At 44.4% G+C, this 20,969-nt stretch carries 15 protein-coding genes and 4 tRNA genes; 1 reads left to right on the top strand and 18 read right to left on the bottom strand.

Annotation, left to right across the window (positions count from 1 at the left end):
- Positions 1-41 precede the first annotated feature (41 nt).
- The 15 genes from fusA to K5Q73_RS18950 all read right to left on the bottom strand — a co-directional run bounded on the left by fusA (position 42) and on the right by K5Q73_RS18950 (position 17,229).
- The gene (gene fusA / locus K5Q73_RS18880; protein WP_220765524.1) at positions 42-2,138 is read right to left on the bottom strand and encodes an elongation factor G; all 2,097 of its coding nucleotides are present in this window, start codon (positions 2,136-2,138) and stop codon (positions 42-44) included.
- Positions 2,139-2,213: 75 nt separating this feature from the next.
- Entirely contained in the window at positions 2,214-2,684 is a 471-nt protein-coding gene (gene rpsG, locus K5Q73_RS18885) for a 30S ribosomal protein S7 (protein ID WP_028767978.1), read from the bottom strand.
- 80 nt (positions 2,685-2,764) lie between these two features.
- Positions 2,765-3,139, bottom strand: a complete 375-nt coding sequence (gene rpsL / locus K5Q73_RS18890) for a 30S ribosomal protein S12 (protein ID WP_012153454.1) — start codon at positions 3,137-3,139, stop codon at positions 2,765-2,767.
- Between the two features lie 190 nt (positions 3,140-3,329).
- Positions 3,330-7,544 carry a DNA-directed RNA polymerase subunit beta' gene (gene rpoC / locus K5Q73_RS18895; RefSeq protein WP_220765525.1) on the bottom strand — a complete coding sequence of 1,405 codons (4,215 nt, stop codon included), beginning with the start codon at positions 7,542-7,544 and terminating at the stop codon, positions 3,330-3,332.
- A gap of 84 nt (positions 7,545-7,628) precedes the next feature.
- On the bottom strand, positions 7,629-11,660 hold the full coding sequence (gene rpoB, locus K5Q73_RS18900) for a DNA-directed RNA polymerase subunit beta (RefSeq protein WP_220765526.1): 4,032 nt from the start codon (positions 11,658-11,660) through the stop codon (positions 7,629-7,631).
- 239 nt (positions 11,661-11,899) lie between these two features.
- A complete protein-coding gene (gene rplL / locus K5Q73_RS18905; RefSeq protein WP_220765527.1) occupies positions 11,900-12,265 on the bottom strand; it encodes a 50S ribosomal protein L7/L12 in 366 nt (121 codons plus the stop codon).
- 56 nt (positions 12,266-12,321) lie between these two features.
- Positions 12,322-12,819 carry a 50S ribosomal protein L10 gene (rplJ, locus tag K5Q73_RS18910; RefSeq protein ID WP_012153450.1) on the bottom strand — a complete coding sequence of 166 codons (498 nt, stop codon included), beginning with the start codon at positions 12,817-12,819 and terminating at the stop codon, positions 12,322-12,324.
- Between the two features lie 268 nt (positions 12,820-13,087).
- Positions 13,088-13,789 carry a 50S ribosomal protein L1 gene (rplA, locus tag K5Q73_RS18915; RefSeq protein ID WP_220765528.1) on the bottom strand — a complete coding sequence of 234 codons (702 nt, stop codon included), beginning with the start codon at positions 13,787-13,789 and terminating at the stop codon, positions 13,088-13,090.
- Positions 13,790-13,793: 4 nt separating this feature from the next.
- The gene (rplK, locus tag K5Q73_RS18920; protein ID WP_012153448.1) at positions 13,794-14,222 is read right to left on the bottom strand and encodes a 50S ribosomal protein L11; all 429 of its coding nucleotides are present in this window, start codon (positions 14,220-14,222) and stop codon (positions 13,794-13,796) included.
- 125 nt (positions 14,223-14,347) lie between these two features.
- Positions 14,348-14,899, bottom strand: a complete 552-nt coding sequence (gene nusG, locus K5Q73_RS18925; RefSeq protein WP_012279191.1) for a transcription termination/antitermination protein NusG — start codon at positions 14,897-14,899, stop codon at positions 14,348-14,350.
- Between the two features lie 9 nt (positions 14,900-14,908).
- Positions 14,909-15,280 carry a preprotein translocase subunit SecE gene (gene secE, locus K5Q73_RS18930; protein ID WP_220765529.1) on the bottom strand — a complete coding sequence of 124 codons (372 nt, stop codon included), beginning with the start codon at positions 15,278-15,280 and terminating at the stop codon, positions 14,909-14,911.
- Positions 15,281-15,570: 290 nt separating this feature from the next.
- On the bottom strand, positions 15,571-16,755 hold the full coding sequence (gene tuf / locus K5Q73_RS18935; protein WP_220765530.1) for an elongation factor Tu: 1,185 nt from the start codon (positions 16,753-16,755) through the stop codon (positions 15,571-15,573).
- Positions 16,756-16,951: 196 nt separating this feature from the next.
- Positions 16,952-17,025: transfer RNA gene (locus tag K5Q73_RS18940), tRNA-Gly, on the bottom strand.
- Positions 17,026-17,060: 35 nt separating this feature from the next.
- Positions 17,061-17,145 (bottom strand) — tRNA-Tyr (locus tag K5Q73_RS18945).
- A gap of 8 nt (positions 17,146-17,153) precedes the next feature.
- Positions 17,154-17,229: transfer RNA gene (locus K5Q73_RS18950), tRNA-Thr, on the bottom strand.
- Between the two features lie 234 nt (positions 17,230-17,463).
- Between K5Q73_RS18950 and coaA the strand changes: the two genes are divergently transcribed.
- Complete coding sequence (gene coaA, locus K5Q73_RS18955) at positions 17,464-18,414, top strand: type I pantothenate kinase (protein WP_220765531.1); 951 nt, start codon at positions 17,464-17,466, stop codon at positions 18,412-18,414.
- A 32-nt stretch (positions 18,415-18,446) separates the two neighbouring features.
- On the opposite strand, the gene birA is transcribed toward coaA, so the two are convergent.
- The 3 genes from birA to K5Q73_RS18970 all read right to left on the bottom strand — a co-directional run bounded on the left by birA (position 18,447) and on the right by K5Q73_RS18970 (position 20,925).
- Positions 18,447-19,418, bottom strand: coding sequence for a bifunctional biotin--[acetyl-CoA-carboxylase] ligase/biotin operon repressor BirA (gene birA, locus K5Q73_RS18960; RefSeq protein ID WP_220765532.1), 972 nt, complete (start codon positions 19,416-19,418; stop codon positions 18,447-18,449).
- Complete coding sequence (gene murB, locus K5Q73_RS18965; RefSeq protein WP_220765533.1) at positions 19,419-20,444, bottom strand: UDP-N-acetylmuramate dehydrogenase; 1,026 nt, start codon at positions 20,442-20,444, stop codon at positions 19,419-19,421.
- 404 nt (positions 20,445-20,848) lie between these two features.
- A tRNA-Asp gene (locus K5Q73_RS18970) sits at positions 20,849-20,925 on the bottom strand.
- Positions 20,926-20,969: the final 44 nt, after the last annotated feature.

The raw sequence follows: 20,969 nt of genomic DNA on the forward strand, positions 1-20,969 counted from the left end.
AGCAATAGCAATTAAGTATATCAACAATAGAGTGAGACAGTTTAGCCTCTGGCCTCTATTATTGCTTTAGTAACATTTTGCGGTGCATCAGAGTACTTCAAAAACTCCATAGAGTATGAAGCACGGCCCTGAGTTGCACTACGCAAATCGGTTGCATAACCGAACATTTCAGATAACGGTACTGTTGCATGAACAAGTTTAACACCTGCAATACCATCATCCATACCTTCAATAAGGCCACGACGACGGTTTAAGTCACCCACAACATCACCCATATAATCTTCAGGTGTTGTCACTTCGACTTTCATACATGGTTCAAGCAAAGAAGGATCCGCTTCTAGAGCGCCTTTCTTAAAGCCGATAGAACCAGCCACTTTAAATGCCATTTCGTTCGAGTCCACATCATGATATGAACCATCGTACAAAGTGACTTTTACGTCAAGAACTGGGAAGCCGGCTAATACACCGCTCTTCATCTGCTCTTGAATACCCTTATCTACAGCTGGGATGTATTCCTTCGGAACAACACCACCAACAATTTCGTTGACGAATTCGTAACCAAAACCTTCTTCTTGAGGCTCTAGTTTCAACCAAACATGACCGAATTGACCTCGACCACCAGATTGGCGTACAAACTTACCTTCGACTTCCACTGTTTTGCGGATAGTCTCACGATATGCAACTTGTGGTTTACCTACATTACACTCAACACCAAATTCGCGACGCATACGGTCAACGATGATGTCTAAGTGTAGCTCACCCATACCAGAGATCAGTGTTTGACCCGACTCTTCATCAGTTTCAACACGGAACGACGGATCTTCTGCTGCAAGTTTTTGCAACGCCATCCCCATCTTATCTTGGTCAGCCTTTGTTCTTGGCTCAACGGCAATAGTAATTACAGGCTCAGGGAATTCCATGCGCTCTAGAATTACTTTATGGTCTGAATTGCACAGAGTGTCGCCAGTTGTCACGTCTTTAAGACCAATAAGAGCAGCGATGTCTCCAGCGCGGACTTCTTTAATCTCTTGACGGTCATTAGCGTGCATCTGCACCATACGACCAATACGTTCACGCTTTTGCTTAACAGAGTTATATACGCCAGCACCTGTTTCCAATACACCTGAATAAACACGTATAAAGGTTAAAGTACCTACGAATGGATCTGTTGCAATCTTAAATGCCAATGCAGCGAATGGAGCATTGTCGTCAGCTTGACGCTCAGTCTCTTCTTCGTTTTCATCGATGCCCTTAATAGCAGGAACTTCGACTGGTGATGGTAGGTAATCTACCACTGCATCGAGAACCGCTTGTACACCCTTGTTCTTAAATGCAGAACCACAGGTTGCCAATACGATTTCGTTATTTAAGGTGCGCTGACGTAGTGCTTTCTTGATCTCGTCTTCAGAAAGTTCCCCATCATCTAGGTACTTTTCCATCAGCTCTTCTGAAGCTTCAGCAGCACTTTCAACCAAGTACTCGCGCATTTCTGCAGCTTTGTCGGCTAAGTGCTCTGGAATGGCTTCATAAGTGAAAGTCATGCCCTGATCATCTTCAGACCAGTTAATTGCTTTCATCTTGATCAAATCGACAACACCGTTGAAGTCTTCTTCTGCACCAATATTCATTTGAATAGGTACACAAGTTGCGCCAAGGCGGTTGCGGATCTGCTCAACGACACGGTCAAAGTTTGCACCTGCGCGGTCCATCTTATTGACGAACACTAAGCGCGGCACATGATACTTATCAGCTTGTCGCCAAACAGTCTCAGATTGGGGTTCAACCCCTGATGAGCCACAGAAAACAACAACTGCACCATCTAGTACTCGCAAAGAACGTTCTACTTCAATCGTGAAGTCAACGTGACCTGGAGTATCGATGATATTAATGCGGTGTTCAGTGAACTGCGCATCCATTCCGCGCCAGAAAGTAGTCGTTGCGGCTGAGGTGATGGTAATACCACGTTCCTGCTCTTGCTCCATCCAATCCATGGTGGCTGCGCCATCATGAACTTCACCGATCTTATGAGATAAGCCAGTGTAGAAAAGAACACGTTCAGTGGTAGTGGTTTTACCAGCGTCAACATGAGCACAGATACCGATATTACGGTAGCGCTCAATTGGAGTTGTACGAGCCACGATTTATACCCTCTTAGCTAAAACCTGAGTGTTAGCAATGCAAGTAAGGCGCAGGCTAAAGCCTGCGCCAAGATATTACCAGCGGTAATGAGCAAACGCTTTGTTTGCTTCTGCCATACGATGCACGTCTTCGCGCTTCTTAACAGCAGTACCTTTGTTTTCAGATGCGTCTAACATTTCACCTGCTAGACGTAGAGCCATAGATTTTTCACCACGCTTACGTGCAGCTTCAACCAACCAGCGCATCGCTAGTGCGTTACGACGCACTGGACGAACTTCACATGGTACCTGGTAAGTAGAACCACCAACACGACGAGATTTAACCTCGACTGATGGACGTACGTTGTCCAGGGCTGCTTCAAGGATTACTAGTTGCTCTTCGCCTTTCTTTTCAGCTGCAGTATCTAGTGCCTTGTAAATAATTTTTTCTGCAGTCGACTTTTTGCCGTCCTGCATAATGACGTTGATGAACTTAGCCAGCAACTCACTGTTGAACTTTGGATCTGGTAGGATTTTACGTTGTCCTACAACGCGACGTCTTGGCATAACAATTTCTCCGTATGCTTCAGGGACCCCAAAACTGGAATCTCAATTATATCTAGCTTGGCCTTACTTAACGGAAAACGTTAAGACTTAGGACGCTTAGCACCGTACTTTGAACGACCTTGACGACGTTCGCTAACGCCAGCACAGTCTAATGCGCCGCGTACAGTGTGGTAACGCACACCCGGTAAGTCTTTTACACGACCGCCACGGATTAGAATTACGCTGTGTTCCTGCAGGTTGTGGCCTTCACCGCCGATGTACGAAGTAACTTCGAAACCGTTAGTTAGACGCACACGAGCTACTTTACGTAGTGCAGAGTTAGGTTTTTTTGGTGTAGTAGTGTATACGCGAGTACAAACACCACGTTTTTGTGGACACGCAGCTAGCGCAGGTACGTTAGTCTTATCGACTTTCGGTGCGCGAGGCTTACGTACCAACTGGTTTACAGTTGCCATGTATAGCTCCGAATCAGTTGACTAAATCAACAGTAAGGTGTGAAAAATCTATATCCCACAGGTGTGGGACGCGAAATTTTAGAAGTGTATGGTCTATCTGTCAAGAAATAGACAACTTTTAACCGATTTAAAGTAAAAAAAAGGCGCCAAAAGCGCCTTTTTTACAATCTATTTACTTTTTAGCACCGAATTAATCGTTGCTTCCAGCTAGATTTAGCAAATCAGCAAGGTTCTGCTCAGCTTCGCTTGCACTAATCGCTGGTGCTTCTTCAGCAGCAGGTTTAACTGCAGCTTCAGCACGCTTCTGGTGGTATGAGTAACCCGTACCAGCAGGGATTAGACGACCAACGATTACGTTCTCTTTCAAGCCACGTAACTTATCGCTCTTACCGCCAACAGCTGCTTCAGTAAGAACACGAGTGGTCTCCTGGAACGATGCTGCAGAGATGAACGATTCAGTCGCAAGTGACGCCTTAGTAATACCAAGAAGTTCACGTTCGAATGTCGCAGGCTGCTTACCCTGTGCTTCAAGTTCGCGGTTAGCGATCTTAACACGTGATACTTCAGCTTGTTCACCCGGTAGGAATTCACTGTCACCAGCGTCTACGATCTCACACTTACGCAGCATCTGGCGAATGATCACCTCAATGTGCTTATCGTTGATCTTAACGCCCTGTAGACGGTAAACGTCCTGTACTTCATTCACGATGTAGTTAGCCACATTGTGGATACCACGTAGACGTAGAATGTCGTGCGCTGCTTCTGGACCATCAGCAATAACTTCACCGCGTTCAACTTTCTCACCTTCGAACACGTTTAGGTTACGCCACTTAGGAATCATCTCTTCGTAGTGCTCACCACCATCAGCTGGGGTGATAACTAGACGACGCTTACCTTTGGTTTCTTTACCGAACGAGATAGTACCCGATACTTCAGCAAGAATTGCAGGCTCTTTTGGCTTACGCGCTTCGAACAAGTCGGCTACGCGCGGTAGACCACCGGTAATATCGCGAGTCTTCGAAGATTCTTGAGGAATACGTGCTAATGCATCACCAACGTTAATTGGTGCGTTATCGTCAAGATTCACAATCGCGTGACCAGGCAAGAAGTATTGCGCCGGTACTTCAGTACCAGGAATCATCAAGTCGCCACCATCAGCAGCAACAAGACGGATCATAGGACGCATCTCTTTACCAGCTGTTGGACGTTGACCAACTTCAAGCACTACGATTGAAGACAGACCAGTTAGTTCGTCTGTTTGACGTGTCATTGTGACACCTTCAATCATATCTACGAACTTAATACTACCTGCTACTTCAGAAATAATTGGGTGAGTATGCGGATCCCACTTAGCGATAATTTCGCCAGCAGATACACCGTCATCTTCCAATTTCTCTAGAACTGTACCGTAAGGAACCTTATAACGCTCTTTCTCACGACCTAGCTCATCAATAATAGCTAGCTCAGAAGAACGAGATACGATTACAAGCTTACCGTTACTGTTAGTTACATACTTAGCGTTGTGTAACTTAAGCGTACCAGAGTTCTTAACTTGAACGTTGTTCTCAGCTGAAGCTCGAGATGCCGCACCACCGATGTGGAAAGTACGCATCGTAAGCTGTGTTCCTGGCTCACCAATTGACTGAGCAGCAACAACACCAATCGCTTCACCTTGGTTAATGATATGGCCACGAGCCAAATCACGACCGTAACAAGCTTTACACACACCGAAGTCTGTATCACAGCTAATTACTGAGCGAACAATCATTTCATCGATAGAGTTGTCTTCAACGATGTCACACCATGCTTCGTCAAGAAGCGTGTTACGTGGCACAAGTACTTCTTCAGTACCAGGCTTGAACACATCTTGTGCAACAACACGACCTAGAACACGTTCACGTAACGGCTCAACTACATCACCACCTTCAATAAGCGGCTTCATAGTTAGACCTTCGAACGTTCCACAGTCATCTTCGATTACAACTAAATCTTGCGCAACGTCTACTAGACGACGAGTCAGGTAACCAGAGTTAGCTGTCTTCAATGCCGTATCCGCAAGACCTTTACGCGCACCGTGAGTAGAAATAAAGTACTGAGATACGTTTAGACCTTCACGGAAGTTAGCCACAATTGGGGTTTCGATGATTGAGCCATCTGGCTTAGCCATCAGACCACGCATACCGGCCAACTGACGAATCTGTGCAGCACTACCACGAGCGCCTGAGTCGGCCATCATGTAGATGCTGTTGAACGATTCTTGTGTTTCTTCTTCGCCATCACGGTTAATCACTGTCTCTTTTGACAGGTTTTCCATCATCGCTTTAGAAACTTTTTCGTTCGCGCTTGCCCAGATATCGATTACTTTGTTGTAACGCTCACCGGCTGTTACTAGACCAGATTGGAACTGCTCTTGAATTTCAAGAACTTCCGCTTCAGCATCCGCTACTAGCGTGTACTTAAGATCTGGAATAACCATATCGTCGATACCTACAGAGGCACCAGAGATAGTTGCAAAGTGGAAACCTGTATACATCAATTGGTCAGCAAAGATAACTGTATCTTTAAGACCTAGTTGACGGTAACAAGTGTTCAATAGCTTAGAGATCTGCTTCTTACCCATGTTTTGGTTAACCAAATCATAAGAAAGACCTTTCGGTAAGATCTGTGAAAGCAATGCACGTCCAACCGTTGTATCAACGATACGACGTGTCTTAACTTTTTCGCCAGCTTCATTGGTCGTCGTTTCGGTGATACGTACCTTAACGCGAGCATGTAGCTCAGCCACTCCTGTGCGGTAAGCTTTTTCAGCTTCAGCCACATCAGAGAATGCCATGCCTTCACCCTTGCCGTTGATACGCTCACGGCTAGTGTAGTAAAGACCCAATACAACGTCCTGTGATGGTGTAATCACCGGCTCACCGTTTGCAGGTGAAAGGATGTTGTTGGTAGACATCATTAGTGAACGTGCTTCTAACTGCGCTTCAAGCGTTAGTGGCACGTGAACAGCCATTTGGTCACCGTCGAAGTCGGCGTTGTATGCCGCACAAACCAATGGGTGAAGCTGAATCGCTTTACCTTCGATTAGTACTGGCTCAAATGCCTGGATACCTAGTCTGTGCAGTGTTGGTGCACGGTTAAGCATCACTGGGTGTTCGCGGATCACGTCATCTAGCACGTCCCAAACTTCTGGAACTTCGCGTTCAACCATCTTCTTAGCAGCTTTAATAGTTGTAGCTAAGCCACGACCTTCTAGCTTGCCATAGATGAATGGCTTGAATAGCTCAAGTGCCATCTTCTTAGGAAGACCACACTGGTGTAGACGTAAAGTTGGACCTACGGTAATTACCGAACGACCAGAATAGTCAACACGCTTACCTAGCAAGTTCTGACGGAAACGACCTTGCTTACCTTTGATCATATCGGCCAAAGATTTAAGCGGACGCTTGTTAGAACCTGTAATAGCACGACCACGACGACCGTTATCTAATAGCGCATCAACAGACTCTTGCAACATACGCTTTTCGTTACGTACGATGATGTCTGGAGCAGCTAGATCTAACAGACGCTTTAGACGGTTGTTACGGTTGATTACACGACGGTAAAGGTCGTTCAAATCAGACGTAGCAAAACGTCCGCCATCTAGTGGAACTAGAGGACGTAGATCTGGTGGCAGAACCGGTAGCACTTTAAGGATCATCCACTCAGGCTTGTTACCTGAAGTGAAGAATGCCTCAATAAGCTTAAGACGCTTAGTGACTTTCTTACGACGAGTTTCAGAATTGATAGATGGCAATTCTTCGCGCATCATTTCAATTTCTTTTTCAAGATCGATAGCACGTAGCAATTCTAGAACTGCTTCAGCACCCATCTTGGCATCGAATTCATCACCGTACTCTTCCAATGCATCCAGATAGTTTTCTTCTGTTAGCATTTGGCCGCGTTCAAGACTGGTCATGCCAGGCTCGATTACTACGAAAGATTCGAAGTAAAGTACACGTTCGATATCACGAAGAGTCATGTCTAGCATCAAACCGATACGAGACGGAAGTGACTTCAAGAACCAAATGTGTGCAACTGGGCTAGCAAGATCGATGTGACCCATACGCTCACGACGTACTTTAGTCTGTGTAACTTCAACGCCACACTTTTCACAGATCACACCACGGTGCTTAAGACGCTTATACTTACCGCATAAACATTCGTAATCTTTTACTGGACCAAAAATACGCGCACAGAATAAGCCTTCACGCTCTGGCTTAAATGTACGGTAGTTAATGGTTTCTGGCTTCTTAACTTCACCAAAAGACCAAGAGCGGATCAGATCAGGCGACGCTAGGCCAATCTTGATACCTTCAAATTCTTCAGTCTTGCTTTGCTGTTTCAGAAACTTTAATAAGTCTTTCACGTTTCTCTCCTGAAGGAGTTAAACCGGGTGCCCTGCAAAATGCAGAGCACCAATTTCTTTTGCCATAGAGGCTGTAACCAAGTGTTACTTTTGATCCAACTCGATATTAATACCGAGTGAACGGATCTCTTTCAACAATACGTTGAAAGATTCAGGCATACCTGGTTGCATCTGATGGTTACCGTCGACGATGTTCTTATACATCTGAGTACGACCGTTCACATCGTCCGACTTAACGGTTAGCATTTCCTGAAGAGTATATGCAGCACCATAAGCTTCTAGTGCCCACACTTCCATCTCACCGAAACGCTGACCACCGAACTGTGCTTTACCACCCAATGGTTGCTGAGTAACAAGGCTGTACGAACCGGTAGAACGGGCGTGCATCTTATCATCAACCAAGTGGTTAAGTTTTAGCATATACATGTAACCTACGGTTACTTTACGCTCAAACTCATTACCAGTACGACCATCAATCAGTGTTAACTGACCTGATTGTGGCAAGCCTGCAAGCTCAAGCATCTGCTTGATCTCTTTCTCTTTGGCACCATCAAACGCAGGTGTAGCAATCGGTACACCGCCTTTTAGGTTTTTAGCAAGACGCAAGATTTCATCATCAGTAAATGTATCGATGTCAACGCGCTGCTGCACTTCGTCACCTAAGTCATAAACTTGCTTGATGTATCCGCGAAGTTCTGCCAATTCGCGCTGCTCTTCCAGCATTTCAGTAATACGATTACCGATGCCTTTAGCTGCAGCACCCATATGAACTTCAAGTACCTGACCGATGTTCATACGTGAAGGTACACCTAGTGGATTCAATACGATATCTACTGGGTTACCCTTTTCGTCGTAAGGCATGTCTTCAACAGGACAAATCTTAGAGATTACACCCTTGTTACCGTGACGACCCGCCATCTTATCACCAGGCTGGATAGTACGCTTAACCGCAAGGTAAACCTTAACGATCTTAAGTACGCCAGGTGCTAAATCATCACCTTGAGTGATCTTGCGACGCTTAATTTCAAACTTCTTATCGAAATCGGCTTTTAGCTCTTCCGCTTGCTCAGCTAGTTGTTCTAGCTCAGTTTGCTTACCTTCATCATCGATGGTTTGAACCAACAATTGTGAACGTGGAATTGCATTAAGTTGCGCTTCATCGAAACCAGCACCTAGTAATAGGTTGCGAGCACGACCAAGAACACCTTCTTCAAGAATTTGGAACTCTTCAGTCAAATCCTTCTTCGCCTGAGCGATATGCATCTCTTCGATTTCTACAGCACGCTTGTCTTTCTCAACGCCGTCACGAGTAAATACTTGTACGTCGATGATAGTACCTTTAACAGAGTTAGGTACGCGTAGAGAGCTGTCTTTAACGTCAGAGGCTTTTTCGCCGAAGATTGCACGGAGAAGTTTCTCTTCTGGAGTCAGCTGAGTTTCACCTTTAGGGGTCACTTTACCAACTAGGATGTCGCCACCCTTAACTTCTGCACCGATATAAACGATACCTGATTCATCTAGCTTAGAAAGCGCAGACTCACCAACGTTTGGAATATCAGCAGTGATCTCTTCACTACCCAGCTTAGTATCACGAGCGATACATGAAAGCTCCTGAATGTGGATAGTTGTGAAACGGTCTTCTTGAGCTACACGCTCAGAGATTAAGATCGAGTCTTCGAAGTTGTAACCATTCCAAGGCATGAACGCGATACGCATGTTCTGACCAAGAGCCAAATCACCTAAGTCGGTAGATGGGCCATCGGCTAGTACGTCACCACGAACAACTGGATCGCCTACGCTACAACATGGACGTTGGTTAATACATGTGTTCTGGTTAGAACGCGTGTACTTAGTCAAGTTGTAGATATCGATACCAGCTTCACCTGGAGTCAATTCAGATTCGTCAACCTTAACAACGATACGGCTAGCATCTACGTAGTCAACATAACCACCACGCTTAGCAGCAACAACCACGCCTGAGTCAACAGCAAGTGTACGTTCAATACCAGTACCAACTAGAGGCTTATCAGCCTTAAGTGTTGGAACTGCCTGACGTTGCATGTTCGCCCCCATCAATGCACGGTTCGCGTCATCGTGTTCTAGGAACGGAATTAGCGATGCCGCAACAGAAATGATCTGTTGTGGTGAAACGTCCATATATTGGATATCAGCAGCACCCATAAAGGTAGAATCACCCTTATGACGACATGCGATAAGATCATCCATCATACGACCGTTTTCGTCTAAGCTAACGATTGCCTGTGCAATAACGTAACGACCTTCTTCGATTGCTGAAAGGTAATCTACCTCATCAGTAACCACACCATCGATAACCTTACGGTAAGGTGTTTCTAGGAAGCCATAGTTGTTAGTACGAGCAAAGGTTGACAACGAGTTGATCAAACCAATGTTTGGACCTTCTGGCGTTTCGATTGGACATAGACGACCGTAGTGAGTCGGGTGTACGTCTCGAACTTCGAAACCAGCACGTTCACGTGTTAGACCACCAGGACCTAGAGCAGAAATACGACGCTTATGCGTAACTTCTGACAATGGGTTGTTTTGGTCCATGAACTGTGAAAGCTGTGAAGAGCCAAAGAATTCTTTAACAGCTGCAGAAATAGGCTTAGCGTTGATCAGATCTTGAGGCATAAGCTCATTTAGATCGCCAAGGCTCAAACGCTCACGTACGGCACGTTCTACACGAACTAGACCAACACGGAACTGGTTTTCAGCCATTTCACCAACGCTACGAATACGACGGTTACCTAGGTGATCGATATCATCCACTTCGTCCAAACCGTTACGGATGGCGATGATGTTCTTCATCACAGCAACGATATCTTCTTTAGTTAGGATACCAGTGCCTTCGTCATCATCAATACCTAGACGACGGTTGAACTTCATACGACCTACTTTAGATAGATCATAACGTTCTTCGCTGAAGAATAGGTTATTGAATAGCGCTTCTGCTGCATCTTTGGTTGGTGGCTCGCCTGGACGCATCATACGGTAGATTTCAACTAGCGCTTCTAGGCGGTTAGTTGTTGAATCAATACGTAATGTGTCAGAGATGTAAGCACCGTTATCAAGTTCGTTGATATACAGAGTGCTGATCTCTTTGATGCCAGCCATAGATAGCTTAGCTAGATCTTCTAGGCTAATTTCTGCGTTTGCAGAAACCAATACTTCGCCTGTATCTGGATCGATATAATCTTGTCCAGAAATCTTACCAGCGATGTATTCAACTGGAACTTCAAGTTCAGTTGTGTTTGACTTTTCAAGTTGACGAATGTGACGTGCAGTGATGCGACGACCCTTCTCAACTAGAACAGTGCCTTCAGCGTCTTTAATATCATAGCTTGCAGTCTCGCCACGTAGACGGTCAGCAACTAGATCCATTACTAATGAATCTTTCTTGATCTTAAAGTTTACGCGATCGAAGAACAGGTCAAGGATATCTTGAGTTGAATAATCTAAAGCGCGCAGAATGATCGATGCCGCTAGCTTACGACGGCGGTCAATACGAACAAACAATGCATCTTTCGGATCGAATTCAAAGTCTAACCATGAACCACGGTAAGGAATAATACGTGCGTTATACAGCACCTTACCTGAAGAGTGGGTTTTACCACGGTCATGATCAAAGAATACGCCCGGGCTACGGTGTAGCTGAGATACGATTACACGCTCAGTACCATTGATAACAAAGGTACCGTTGTCAGTCATAAGAGGGATATCCCCCATATAGACTTCTTGTTCTTTGATGTCTTTTACTGTGCCAGGTGCCGCTTCACGGTCATACAGAACCATACGCAATTTAACACGTAGTGGCGCAGAGTATGTAACACCGCGGATTTGACACTCTTTCACATCAAAAACTGGCTCGCCTAGTTTGTAACTGACATATTGCAGCTCAGAATTACCAGAAAAGCTCTTGATGGGAAAAACGCTACGGAAAGCAGCTTCAAAACCGCGCTCACCTGTAGGATCTTGATCTGTGAACTTTTTAAAAGAGTCCAACTGGATTGACAAAAGGTAAGGGATGTCCAGAACACGTGGACGTTTACCAAAGTCTTTGCGAATACGCTTCTTTTCAGAATAGGAGTAAACCATGGGTTTCCTCTGATTGCGAGATGTGACCAAGACTGAATCAACTTAACTGTTGAAACAGCGCGTTTGCCCATCACCGTTGAAAGCAAGAACCTAACCAGTAATCTCTGCTAGGGACTGCGAAATCTGGCGATAAACGGTGAAAAAAAAATCGCCTGCGCTTACAGCGCAAAAAAGGCCGACGGTTAAAAAACCGCCAGCCTCCGCCCGATTACTCGGGAGGTTGTAAGTTATAGTATAACTTACTTGATCTCTACTGCAGCACCAGCCGCTTCTAGATCAGTCTTAAGAGCTTCAGCTTCTTCTTTAGTGATAGCTTCTTTAACTGCTACTGGAGCAGATTCAGCCATAGCTTTAGCTTCTTTCAGGCCTAGACCTGTAGCGCCACGAAGAGCTTTAATTACTGCAACTTTGTTGTCGCCGTGAGAAGTAAGAACTACGTCGAATTCTGTTTTCTCTTCAGCAGCAGCAGCATCGCCACCACCTGAAACAACTGCAGCAGCAGCAGAAACGCCGAACTTCTCTTCCATTGCTTCGATTAGTTCAACAACTTCCATTACAGACATTGCTGCAAGAGCTTCTAAAATTTGGTCTTTAGTGATAGACATAACAAAAATTCCTAATTGTACTGAATTCAATTTTAATTAAGCGGCTAATAAAATTATTAAGCTGCTTCTTTCTGATCGCGTAGAGCGGCCAATGTACGAACGAACTTGCCAGCAGATGCTTCTTTTAGAGTCATCATGAACTGAGCTAGTGCTTCTTCGTAAGTTGGTAGTTTTGCTAAACGATCAATATTTTCTGCAGGGATTAATTCCCCTTCAAAGGCTGCTGCTTTGATTTCAAATTTCTCTTGCGCTTTAGCGAAATCTTTAAGAAGACGCGCAGCTGCACCTGGGTGCTCAGAAGAGAATGCAATCAAAGTAGGACCAGTAAACGTATCGCTTAAGCACTCAAAATCAGTACCAGCTACAGCACGCTTAACAAGAGTGTTACGTACAACACGAATGTACACTCCGGCTTCACGAGCTGCTTTACGCAGACCAGTCATATTAGCTACAGTAACACCGCGAGAATCGGCTACAACTGCAGATAAAGCACCTTTGGCAGCTTCGTTGACTTCAGCAACAATCGCTTTTTTGTCTTCGAGTCCTAACGCCATTGGTATACTCCTGGATTCTATCTAGGGAAAACTCCCTAGCAATTACCATGCTAAGTATCTATTGATACCTAGCGACTTACGGCGCGAAAAATTCCAGCAGACAAAAATCTATCTGGGTCCGACACCGTCTACGCAGGAAATTAAGTTAGTTACTTGAACAAACACCTACGGTCTTGGACGGAGACTACTTATTAACCTAAAAGGTTAAATCATAGCCCCAACCCTACAAAGTGCGCGCATTATAGACTAATACGCACGCGTTGTAAATTTACTTTGCGTCTTCCAGAGTACCCTGGTCAACCGCAACACCTGCACCCATAGTGGTAGAGATGCTTACTTTCTTAATGAAAACGCCTTTAGCAGCAGCTGGCTTGGCTTTCTTAAGTGCGCCAAGTAGTGCTTCTAAGTTTTCTTTAAGTTGAGCTGGTTCAAAGTCCACTTTACCGATAGTAGTGTGGATGATACCGTTCTTATCGTTACGGTAACGGATTTGACCCGCTTTAGCGTTCTTAACTGCTTCAGCAACGTTTGGCGTTACAGTACCAGTTTTTGGGTTAGGCATTAGACCGCGTGGGCCTAAGATTTGACCTAACATACCAACAACGCGCATTGCATCAGGAGATGCGATAACTACGTCGAAGTTCATTTCGCCAGCTTTAATCTGCGCAGCAAGCTCGTCCATACCAACAAGCTCAGCACCAGCTTCTTTAGCAGCTTCAGCGTTAGCACCTTGAGTGAACACAGCAACACGTACGTCACGACCAGTACCGTGTGGTAGCACAGTAGCGCCACGAACGTTTTGGTCAGATTTACGTGGGTCAACACCAAGGTTAACCGCAACGTCAACACTTTCAAGGAACTTAGCAGTAGCTAGTTCTTTAAGTAGTGCAACAGCTTCATTGATGTCGTAGCTTTTAGTCGCTTCAACTTTCTCGCGAATTAGACGAGCGCGTTTAGTTAGCTTTGCCATTATATTAGTCCTCTACTACCAAACCCATTGAACGCGCAGTACCTTCAATTGAGCGAGTCATCGCTTCAATATCAGCACCAGTCATATCAGCGGCTTTAGTCTCAGCAATTTCCTGGACAGCGCTACGCTTGATAGTTCCCACTTTTTCAGTGTTAGGACGGCCAGAACCTGATTTCAGACCAGCTGCTTTAAGCAGTAGGAAAGACGCAGGTGGAGTCTTAGTTTCGAAAGTGAAAGAGCGATCAGAGTAAACAGTGATAACTACAGGAATTGGCATACCTTTCTCGAACTTTTCAGTACGAGCGTTGAATGCTTTACAGAATTCCATGATGTTAACACCTTTCTGACCCAATGCTGGGCCAACTGGTGGCGACGGGTTTGCAGCACCGGCTGCAACTTGTAGTTTGATGTAACCATCAACTTTCTTTGCCATGAGACATTTCCTCAAGTTTGGGTACAAACGCTATCAACACTATGCCGAAAAGCTCCCCGAAAAATATGGGTGCGAATTATATATAAATTCACACCCATTTCAAATAAAATTTGTGCTTTATTTAATCAGCTTTTTTCAATCTGACTAAAATCAAGTTCTACTGGAGTCGAGCGACCGAAGATCATCACAGAAACCTTAACGCGGTTCTTCTCGTAATCCACTTCTTCAACAGTACCGTTGAAGTCAGCAAAAGGTCCGTCAGTAACACGAACAACTTCACCAGGCTCGAACATAACGCGATGCGTTGGAGACTCAGTAGTTTCTTGAAGACGCTGAAGAATTGCATCAGCTTCTTTATCAGAAATAGGGGCAGGACGATCAGACGTACCACCGATGAAGCCCATTACACGTGGAATACTCTTAACCAAGTGCCAGCTTTCATCATTCATTTCCATCTGCACTAGTACATAGCCAGGGAAGAATTTACGTTCGCTCTTACGACGTTGGCCTGCACGCATTTCAACTACTTCTTCAGTAGGAACAAGAACCTCACCAAAGTAAGCTTCCATTTCGTGCATTCTGATATGTTCAAGCAAGGTTTTGCATACACGGCCTTCATAGCCGGAAAACGCTTGAATTACATACCATCTCTTTTTAGCTTCAGTAGCTTCAGTCATACTTAATGCCTATACGCCTGTAATAAAATTAACAATTCTAAGCAATACTGCATCTAGGCCCCAAAGGATTAAACCTAAAACGGCTGTTGCAGCTAATACAATAAAAGTTGTATTGAGTGCTTCTTGACGCGTAGGCCAAACCACTTTACGAACTTCAATCTGTGATTCACGAGCAAAAGTTAAAGCTTGCTTGCCTTTTTCTGTTTGCAACGCGATGAAACCAGCAATGGCAAAGGTCACTATTACACCTAGGGCGCGAACAACGACACTCTGTTCATTAAAATATTGATTGCCAATAATTGCAGCAGCCAACAAGATTACTACTAGGCCCCACTTTACGATATCCAGAGAGTTACCCTGGCTTTCAGTATTTGTTGTCATCGGTTAATTCCGTTACTCACTACGTTCTGAGACAAGTGACACTATAGAAATAGCATTTTGCTCAGTGAAAAATTCAGTCAGACTCGCTATCCGAACTGGCAACCGTCAAACATACTCTTGTTAAAGTATAATCAACGAGTCAAAAATCGGTCATAGATTGTATTCTTATTCCACTTATTTGGCAAGAATACAAAGCCCAGCTTCACTAACAAATTAAACCTAAATACAATAAAAACAAAAAAGGCAGCCTAAGCTGCCTCTTTCAGTATCGAGTTAAGACTCGTTGCTAATTAAGCAACAATCTCAGCTACAACACCAGCACCAACTGTACGGCCACCTTCACGGATAGCGAAGCGTAAACCTTCGTCCATCGCGATTGGGCAGATTAGAGTAACAGTCATAGCTACGTTGTCACCAGGCATTACCATCTCAACGCCTTCTGGCAATTCGATAGTACCGGTTACGTCAGTTGTACGGAAGTAGAACTGTGGACGGTAGCCTTTGAAGAATGGAGTGTGACGTCCACCTTCTTCTTTAGACAGAACATAGATTTCTGACTTGAAAGTAGTGTGTGGAGTGATTGAACCTGGAGCAGCTAGTACTTGACCACGTTCAACGTCTTCACGCTTGATACCACGTAGAAGAACACCACAGTTCTCGCCAGCACGACCTTCGTCAAGAAGCTTACGGAACATTTCAACACCAGTACAAGTAGACTTAGTAGTATCTTTGATACCAACGATTTCTACTTCTTCACCAACTTTGATGATACCGCGCTCTACACGACCAGTAACAACAGTACCACGACCAGCGATTGAGAAAACATCTTCGATTGGAAGAATGAATGCACCGTCGATAGCACGCTCTGGCTCAGGAATGTAAGTATCTAGAGCTTCAGCTAGTTCTAGGATCTTAGCTTCCCACTCTGGCTCGCCTTCAAGAGCTTTAAGAGCAGAACCCTGGATAACTGGTAAGTCATCACCTGGGAAGTCGTACTCAGAAAGAAGTTCACGAACTTCCATTTCTACTAGTTCTAGAAGTTCTTCGTCATCAACCATGTCACACTTGTTCATGAATACGATGATGAATGGAACGCCAACCTGACGTGAAAGCAGGATGTGCTCACGTGTTTGTGGCATTGGACCATCTGTAGAAGCAACTACTAGGATAGCGCCGTCCATCTGTGCAGCACCAGTGATCATGTTTTTAACATAATCGGCGTGACCTGGACAGTCTACGTGTGCGTAGTGACGTGCAGGTGTATCGTACTCGATGTGAGAAGTATTAATTGTAATACCGCGCTCACGCTCTTCTGGAGCGTTATCGATCTGTGCGAAATCACGTACAGTACCACCAAAGGCCTTGGTCAATACAGCTGAGATAGCAGCAGTTAGAGTTGTTTTACCATGGTCAACGTGACCAATGGTGCCCACGTTAACATGTGGTTTTACGCGTTCAAATTTTTCTTTAGCCATGGTATTGCCCCAATCCAAAGTATTTGGTGATGAAACTGCATATAGCAAAAAATCCGATGCATAAGAAATGTCATCGAATCGGTTAGTAAGATAATTAGATTGGCAAGAAGCAGGCTGGTGCTGATAGGTAGTCTTAAACTGGAAAAAGCACCCTATTCGGGTGCTTTCTACTGATTAAGTATTATCAGCAAGATTTTGGAGCGGATGGCGGGAATCGAACCCGCGTTATCAGCTTGGAAGGCTGGAGTAATACCATTATACGACATCCGCGGAACCTACTTCAGGTTACCTAACTACCTAGAATATGGTGGAGGGAGAAGGATTCGAACCTTCGAAGGCTGAGCCGTCAGATTTACAGTCTGATCCCTTTGGCCACTCGGGAACCCCTCCAGAGAAAATGGTGCCGGCACCAAGAGTCGAACTCGGGACCTACTGATTACAAGTCAGTTGCTCTACCAACTGAGCTATGCCGGCGTGTCATTTCGGTAGCGGATATTATGGAAATGTTCGCCTAAGTGCAATAGCAAAAGTGAAATTTTCTTAAAAAAAGCCATCAAACGATGCTTTTTTACGCTTTACGCCCCTTTGGCGTACACTTTTAAAGCTTTTAAAGCCTATTAGCGTTTAAAGCGAGCAGCCTCACCTTCATTGCAGTTGTTCATAATAATTCCATAGTGTACTGTGCCCTCTTGAACGGAGAACTTCGCAATGTCGCAATCAAACCAAATTCACAATGCTCTTTACCTCGCATTTCAACGCTTGCAGTGGTCAGGACTAAGAGAATCAGTCCCTTTAACACTTAGCGAAAATGATTTGGCAGATTTACGTGGTATTAATGAAAAAATATCCTTATCTGAAGTTACCGATATTTATCTGCCCTTAAGTCGACTACTCAACCTTAATGTTGGTGCAAAACAACAAAGAGGCTTGGCACTTAATGAGTTCTTAGGTCACGTTCCACCTAAACGCCCATATATTATTAGTATTGCCGGTAGTGTTGCCGTGGGTAAAAGTACTACAGCGCGTATTTTGCAGGCACTATTGAGCCATTGGCCAGAACACCCCAAAGTTGACTTAATCACTACAGATGGCTTTTTATATCCATTAGCTGAGCTAAAACGACGAGGCTTGTTGCAACGTAAAGGCTTTCCTGAAAGTTATGATATGAAGGCGTTAGTTGAGTTTATTTCTGCAATTAAAGCTGGTGAGCCTAACGTAAGCGCACCTATATACTCGCATATTACTTATGACCGTATTCAAGACGAGCAGCAATGGATCCGTCAGCCTGATATTTTAATTATTGAAGGCTTAAATGTATTACAAACTGGTCAGGATTCACCGGTCGACACTCAACGCCCCTTTGTATCTGATTTTGTAGACTTTTCAATTTATGTTGATGCTAACGAATCGTTACTAAAGAAATGGTACGTTGATAGGTTTTTACAATTTAGAACTGGCGCGTTTAGCTCAGAAGACTCTTATTTCCATCATTATTCTAAGTTAGATGATCAAGAAGCTACGGCAACAGCCTCCAATATTTGGGATACGATTAACGGACCAAATTTAACCTTAAATATTCTCCCAACCCGTGAAAGAGCGCACCTTATTCTGCAGAAAGGACCCGACCACATGATGGACCAAGTCCTCTTAAGAAAATAAAAATTGGTTACGACCTCATCTTAAGCATCAGATTAGCCTAGCTTTCGTAGGCTAATCTCGCCGCCAATAAAGCTCTGTTTTCCTGAGTCAGTCTCTAACACTACCGCCCCTTGTTCATCGATGCCACGGTATGTACCATGAACCTCATCGTGCCCCATCAGTAGTTTAACTGGTAGTCCTTCGAATATATCTGAGGCACTCCAGCGCTGTTGAAATGGATTAAGACCCGACTTTTGAAACAGACTTAAATCAAGTTGTAACTGCTTTTGCAATAACACCAGCATTTCAGTTTTATCAGGAACACTATCTAAGCCTGTTAAATCGCTCCACGGCTGATCAATTAATGCGGCGTGCTGCTCACCCATGGCCATATTTAGCCCAATGCCAATCACTAAGTTGCATTCACTATCTGTATGGCCACTCAATTCAATTAACACACCAGCCAGCTTCTTACTATTTAAGTAGATATCATTAGGCCACTTGACCCCAACACCATCAACACCATCAACACCTAACTGTTGCAAAACCGAAACGATTGAACAAGCCACTACTAGGCTCAACCCCATCGCCTGCGCCATACCTTGCGGAAACTGCCAGTACATGGAGAAATACAGATGACAACCATATGGAGAGACCCATACGCGACCTCTTCGCCCTCTACCCGCCGACTGGTATTCGGCAACACAAATATCCCCGGATACTAAGTCTTCCGCATGCTTTAAAATAAAAGCATTGGTACTTGGGATCTCGTCGAAGTAAAAGCAACGATTGCTTATATTGGCCTTAAGCACGCTCTCATCAACTAGGGAAAGAGAGCCATTTAAACGATAACCTTTACCCTTAACACTATAGATATCGATACCATACTCTTCTAAGGCGGCAATATGATTACTAACAGCAGTTCTGGACACCCCAAGAATTGACGCCAATGTTTCACCGGATACAAACTTGCCTGAAGCTAATTCAGATAGGATCTCTCGTTTACGACTCCATTGCTCAGCCATTTATAAATTCCTTTCGCCAGTTGCAGTGATCATTCTCGGCTCAGGCTCGAGGCTGATTTTAAATTTATCTTCTATTTTGGTAACAATAGATTTAGCTAAGGCTAAAACATCATTACTAGTAGCGTTACCTTTATTAATTAACACTAGCGCCTGCTCTGTATGCACCGCTGCACCACCAATTTGGTAACCTTTCAAACCCGCTTTATCAATTAACCAGCCTGCAGCTACTTTTGTTTGGCTTGTTCCGTGAGGGTAGCCAACCATATCAGGATAAGTAGAAACTAAAGACTCAAACTCTACAGTATCAATTACTGGGTTTTTGAAGAAGCTCCCCGCATTTCCTAACACCGCAGGATCAGGTAGCTTTGTTCGGCGAGTTTCACATATACAATCAAATACCTGCTTTGGTGTTACCTGCTTTGGGTCAAACTTTCTAAGAGGGCCATAAGCTAATTGTGGTTCCCAGACTTTTGGAAACTTAAAACCTACCCGAGTAATTACTGTTTTACCGAGTAAACTATTCTTGAACACCGAGTCACGATAGCCGAACTCACACTCATCAGCGCTTAAGCGTACTAGTTGACCATTATTTAAATCAGCATATTCGACCCAATCACAAAAACGATTCAACTCAACACCATAAGCGCCTATATTTTGAATTGGCGCAGCCCCTACAGTGCCAGGGATCAAAGCCATATTTTCTAACCCTGAAAAGCCATTATTTAAGCAAAAACAAACTAAATCATGCCAACTTTCACCAGCGGCAACAGCCAGATACTGATAAATTTCATCCTCTGAAATATCAATACCCTTAGTTTCGACCAATACCACAGTACCTAAAAAATCTTCACATAAAATAATATTGCTACCGCCGCCTAAAATAAGCATAGGTTGTTGAGCTTGATAAAGTTTGCAACAGGTATCAACCAACACATCCGACGTTGTAGCGTGAACTAATTGCTGACAACCATGAGCTAAAGCAAAAGTATTAAAGTCTTGAAGAGAATAAAGTGGGCTGATTGGCATTTGGATATCGTTCAGGAGAAAAAAGCTATTGTAGCCTAAAGTTGCAAATCGAAGAAGCTTGGAAGGATCTAGTGACAATAGGTCTAGCAGAATCGGTGAAAAAACGAACATCGAGCCCATTTTAGATAACAGCATTGTCAGGAATTAGCAGTAGAAGCTCCAGTCCCCCCAATTATTGCGTCTACAAAACAAGCAAACCAATGAATTAGAGATACGATAAGCCCTGCTATTGCTAGCAGGGCTTATCGTAATGTTTGTGGGTGAGTACAGCGATAGCTGTGAGCTTACGAACGCGAAGCGTAGCGTAGCTGGGGCGGATTCATCCGCGACGTCACGACTAAATTAATAAATATTACAAAACGAAAAAAGCCTCTGCATTGCTGCAGAGGCTTTCATCTTAATGTTGGCGGAGCGGACGGGACTCGAACCCGCGACCCCCGGCGTGACAGGCCGGTATTCTAACCAACTGAACTACCGCTCCTTTAGCAAAGTGCTTACGCATGATGCTAAATGCTTTTTAAGTCG

The sequence above is a fragment of the Shewanella sp. MBTL60-112-B2 genome (assembly GCF_019655055.1).
GTDB lineage: Bacteria > Pseudomonadota > Gammaproteobacteria > Enterobacterales > Shewanellaceae > Shewanella.

Bases quoted from the DNA above. Each gene is read 5' to 3' on its own strand.
- secE (WP_220765529.1), bottom strand. From the start codon at position 15,280: ATGACAACAAATACTGAAAGCCAGGGTAACTCTCTGGATATCGTAAAG.
- rplA (WP_220765528.1), bottom strand. From the start codon at position 13,789: ATGGCAAAGCTAACTAAACGCGCTCGTCTAATTCGCGAGAAAGTTGAA.
- rplK (WP_012153448.1), bottom strand. From the start codon at position 14,222: ATGGCAAAGAAAGTTGATGGTTACATCAAACTACAAGTTGCAGCCGGT.
- tuf (WP_220765530.1), bottom strand. From the start codon at position 16,755: ATGGCTAAAGAAAAATTTGAACGCGTAAAACCACATGTTAACGTGGGC.
- birA (WP_220765532.1), bottom strand. From the start codon at position 19,418: ATGGCTGAGCAATGGAGTCGTAAACGAGAGATCCTATCTGAATTAGCT.
- murB (WP_220765533.1), bottom strand. From the start codon at position 20,444: ATGCCAATCAGCCCACTTTATTCTCTTCAAGACTTTAATACTTTTGCT.
- rpsG (WP_028767978.1), bottom strand. From the start codon at position 2,684: ATGCCAAGACGTCGCGTTGTAGGACAACGTAAAATCCTACCAGATCCA.
- rplJ (WP_012153450.1), bottom strand. From the start codon at position 12,819: ATGGCGTTAGGACTCGAAGACAAAAAAGCGATTGTTGCTGAAGTCAAC.
- rpoB (WP_220765526.1), bottom strand. From the start codon at position 11,660: ATGGTTTACTCCTATTCTGAAAAGAAGCGTATTCGCAAAGACTTTGGT.
- rpsL (WP_012153454.1), bottom strand. From the start codon at position 3,139: ATGGCAACTGTAAACCAGTTGGTACGTAAGCCTCGCGCACCGAAAGTC.
- nusG (WP_012279191.1), bottom strand. From the start codon at position 14,899: ATGACTGAAGCTACTGAAGCTAAAAAGAGATGGTATGTAATTCAAGCG.
- coaA (WP_220765531.1), top strand. From the start codon at position 17,464: ATGTCGCAATCAAACCAAATTCACAATGCTCTTTACCTCGCATTTCAA.
- rplL (WP_220765527.1), bottom strand. From the start codon at position 12,265: ATGTCTATCACTAAAGACCAAATTTTAGAAGCTCTTGCAGCAATGTCT.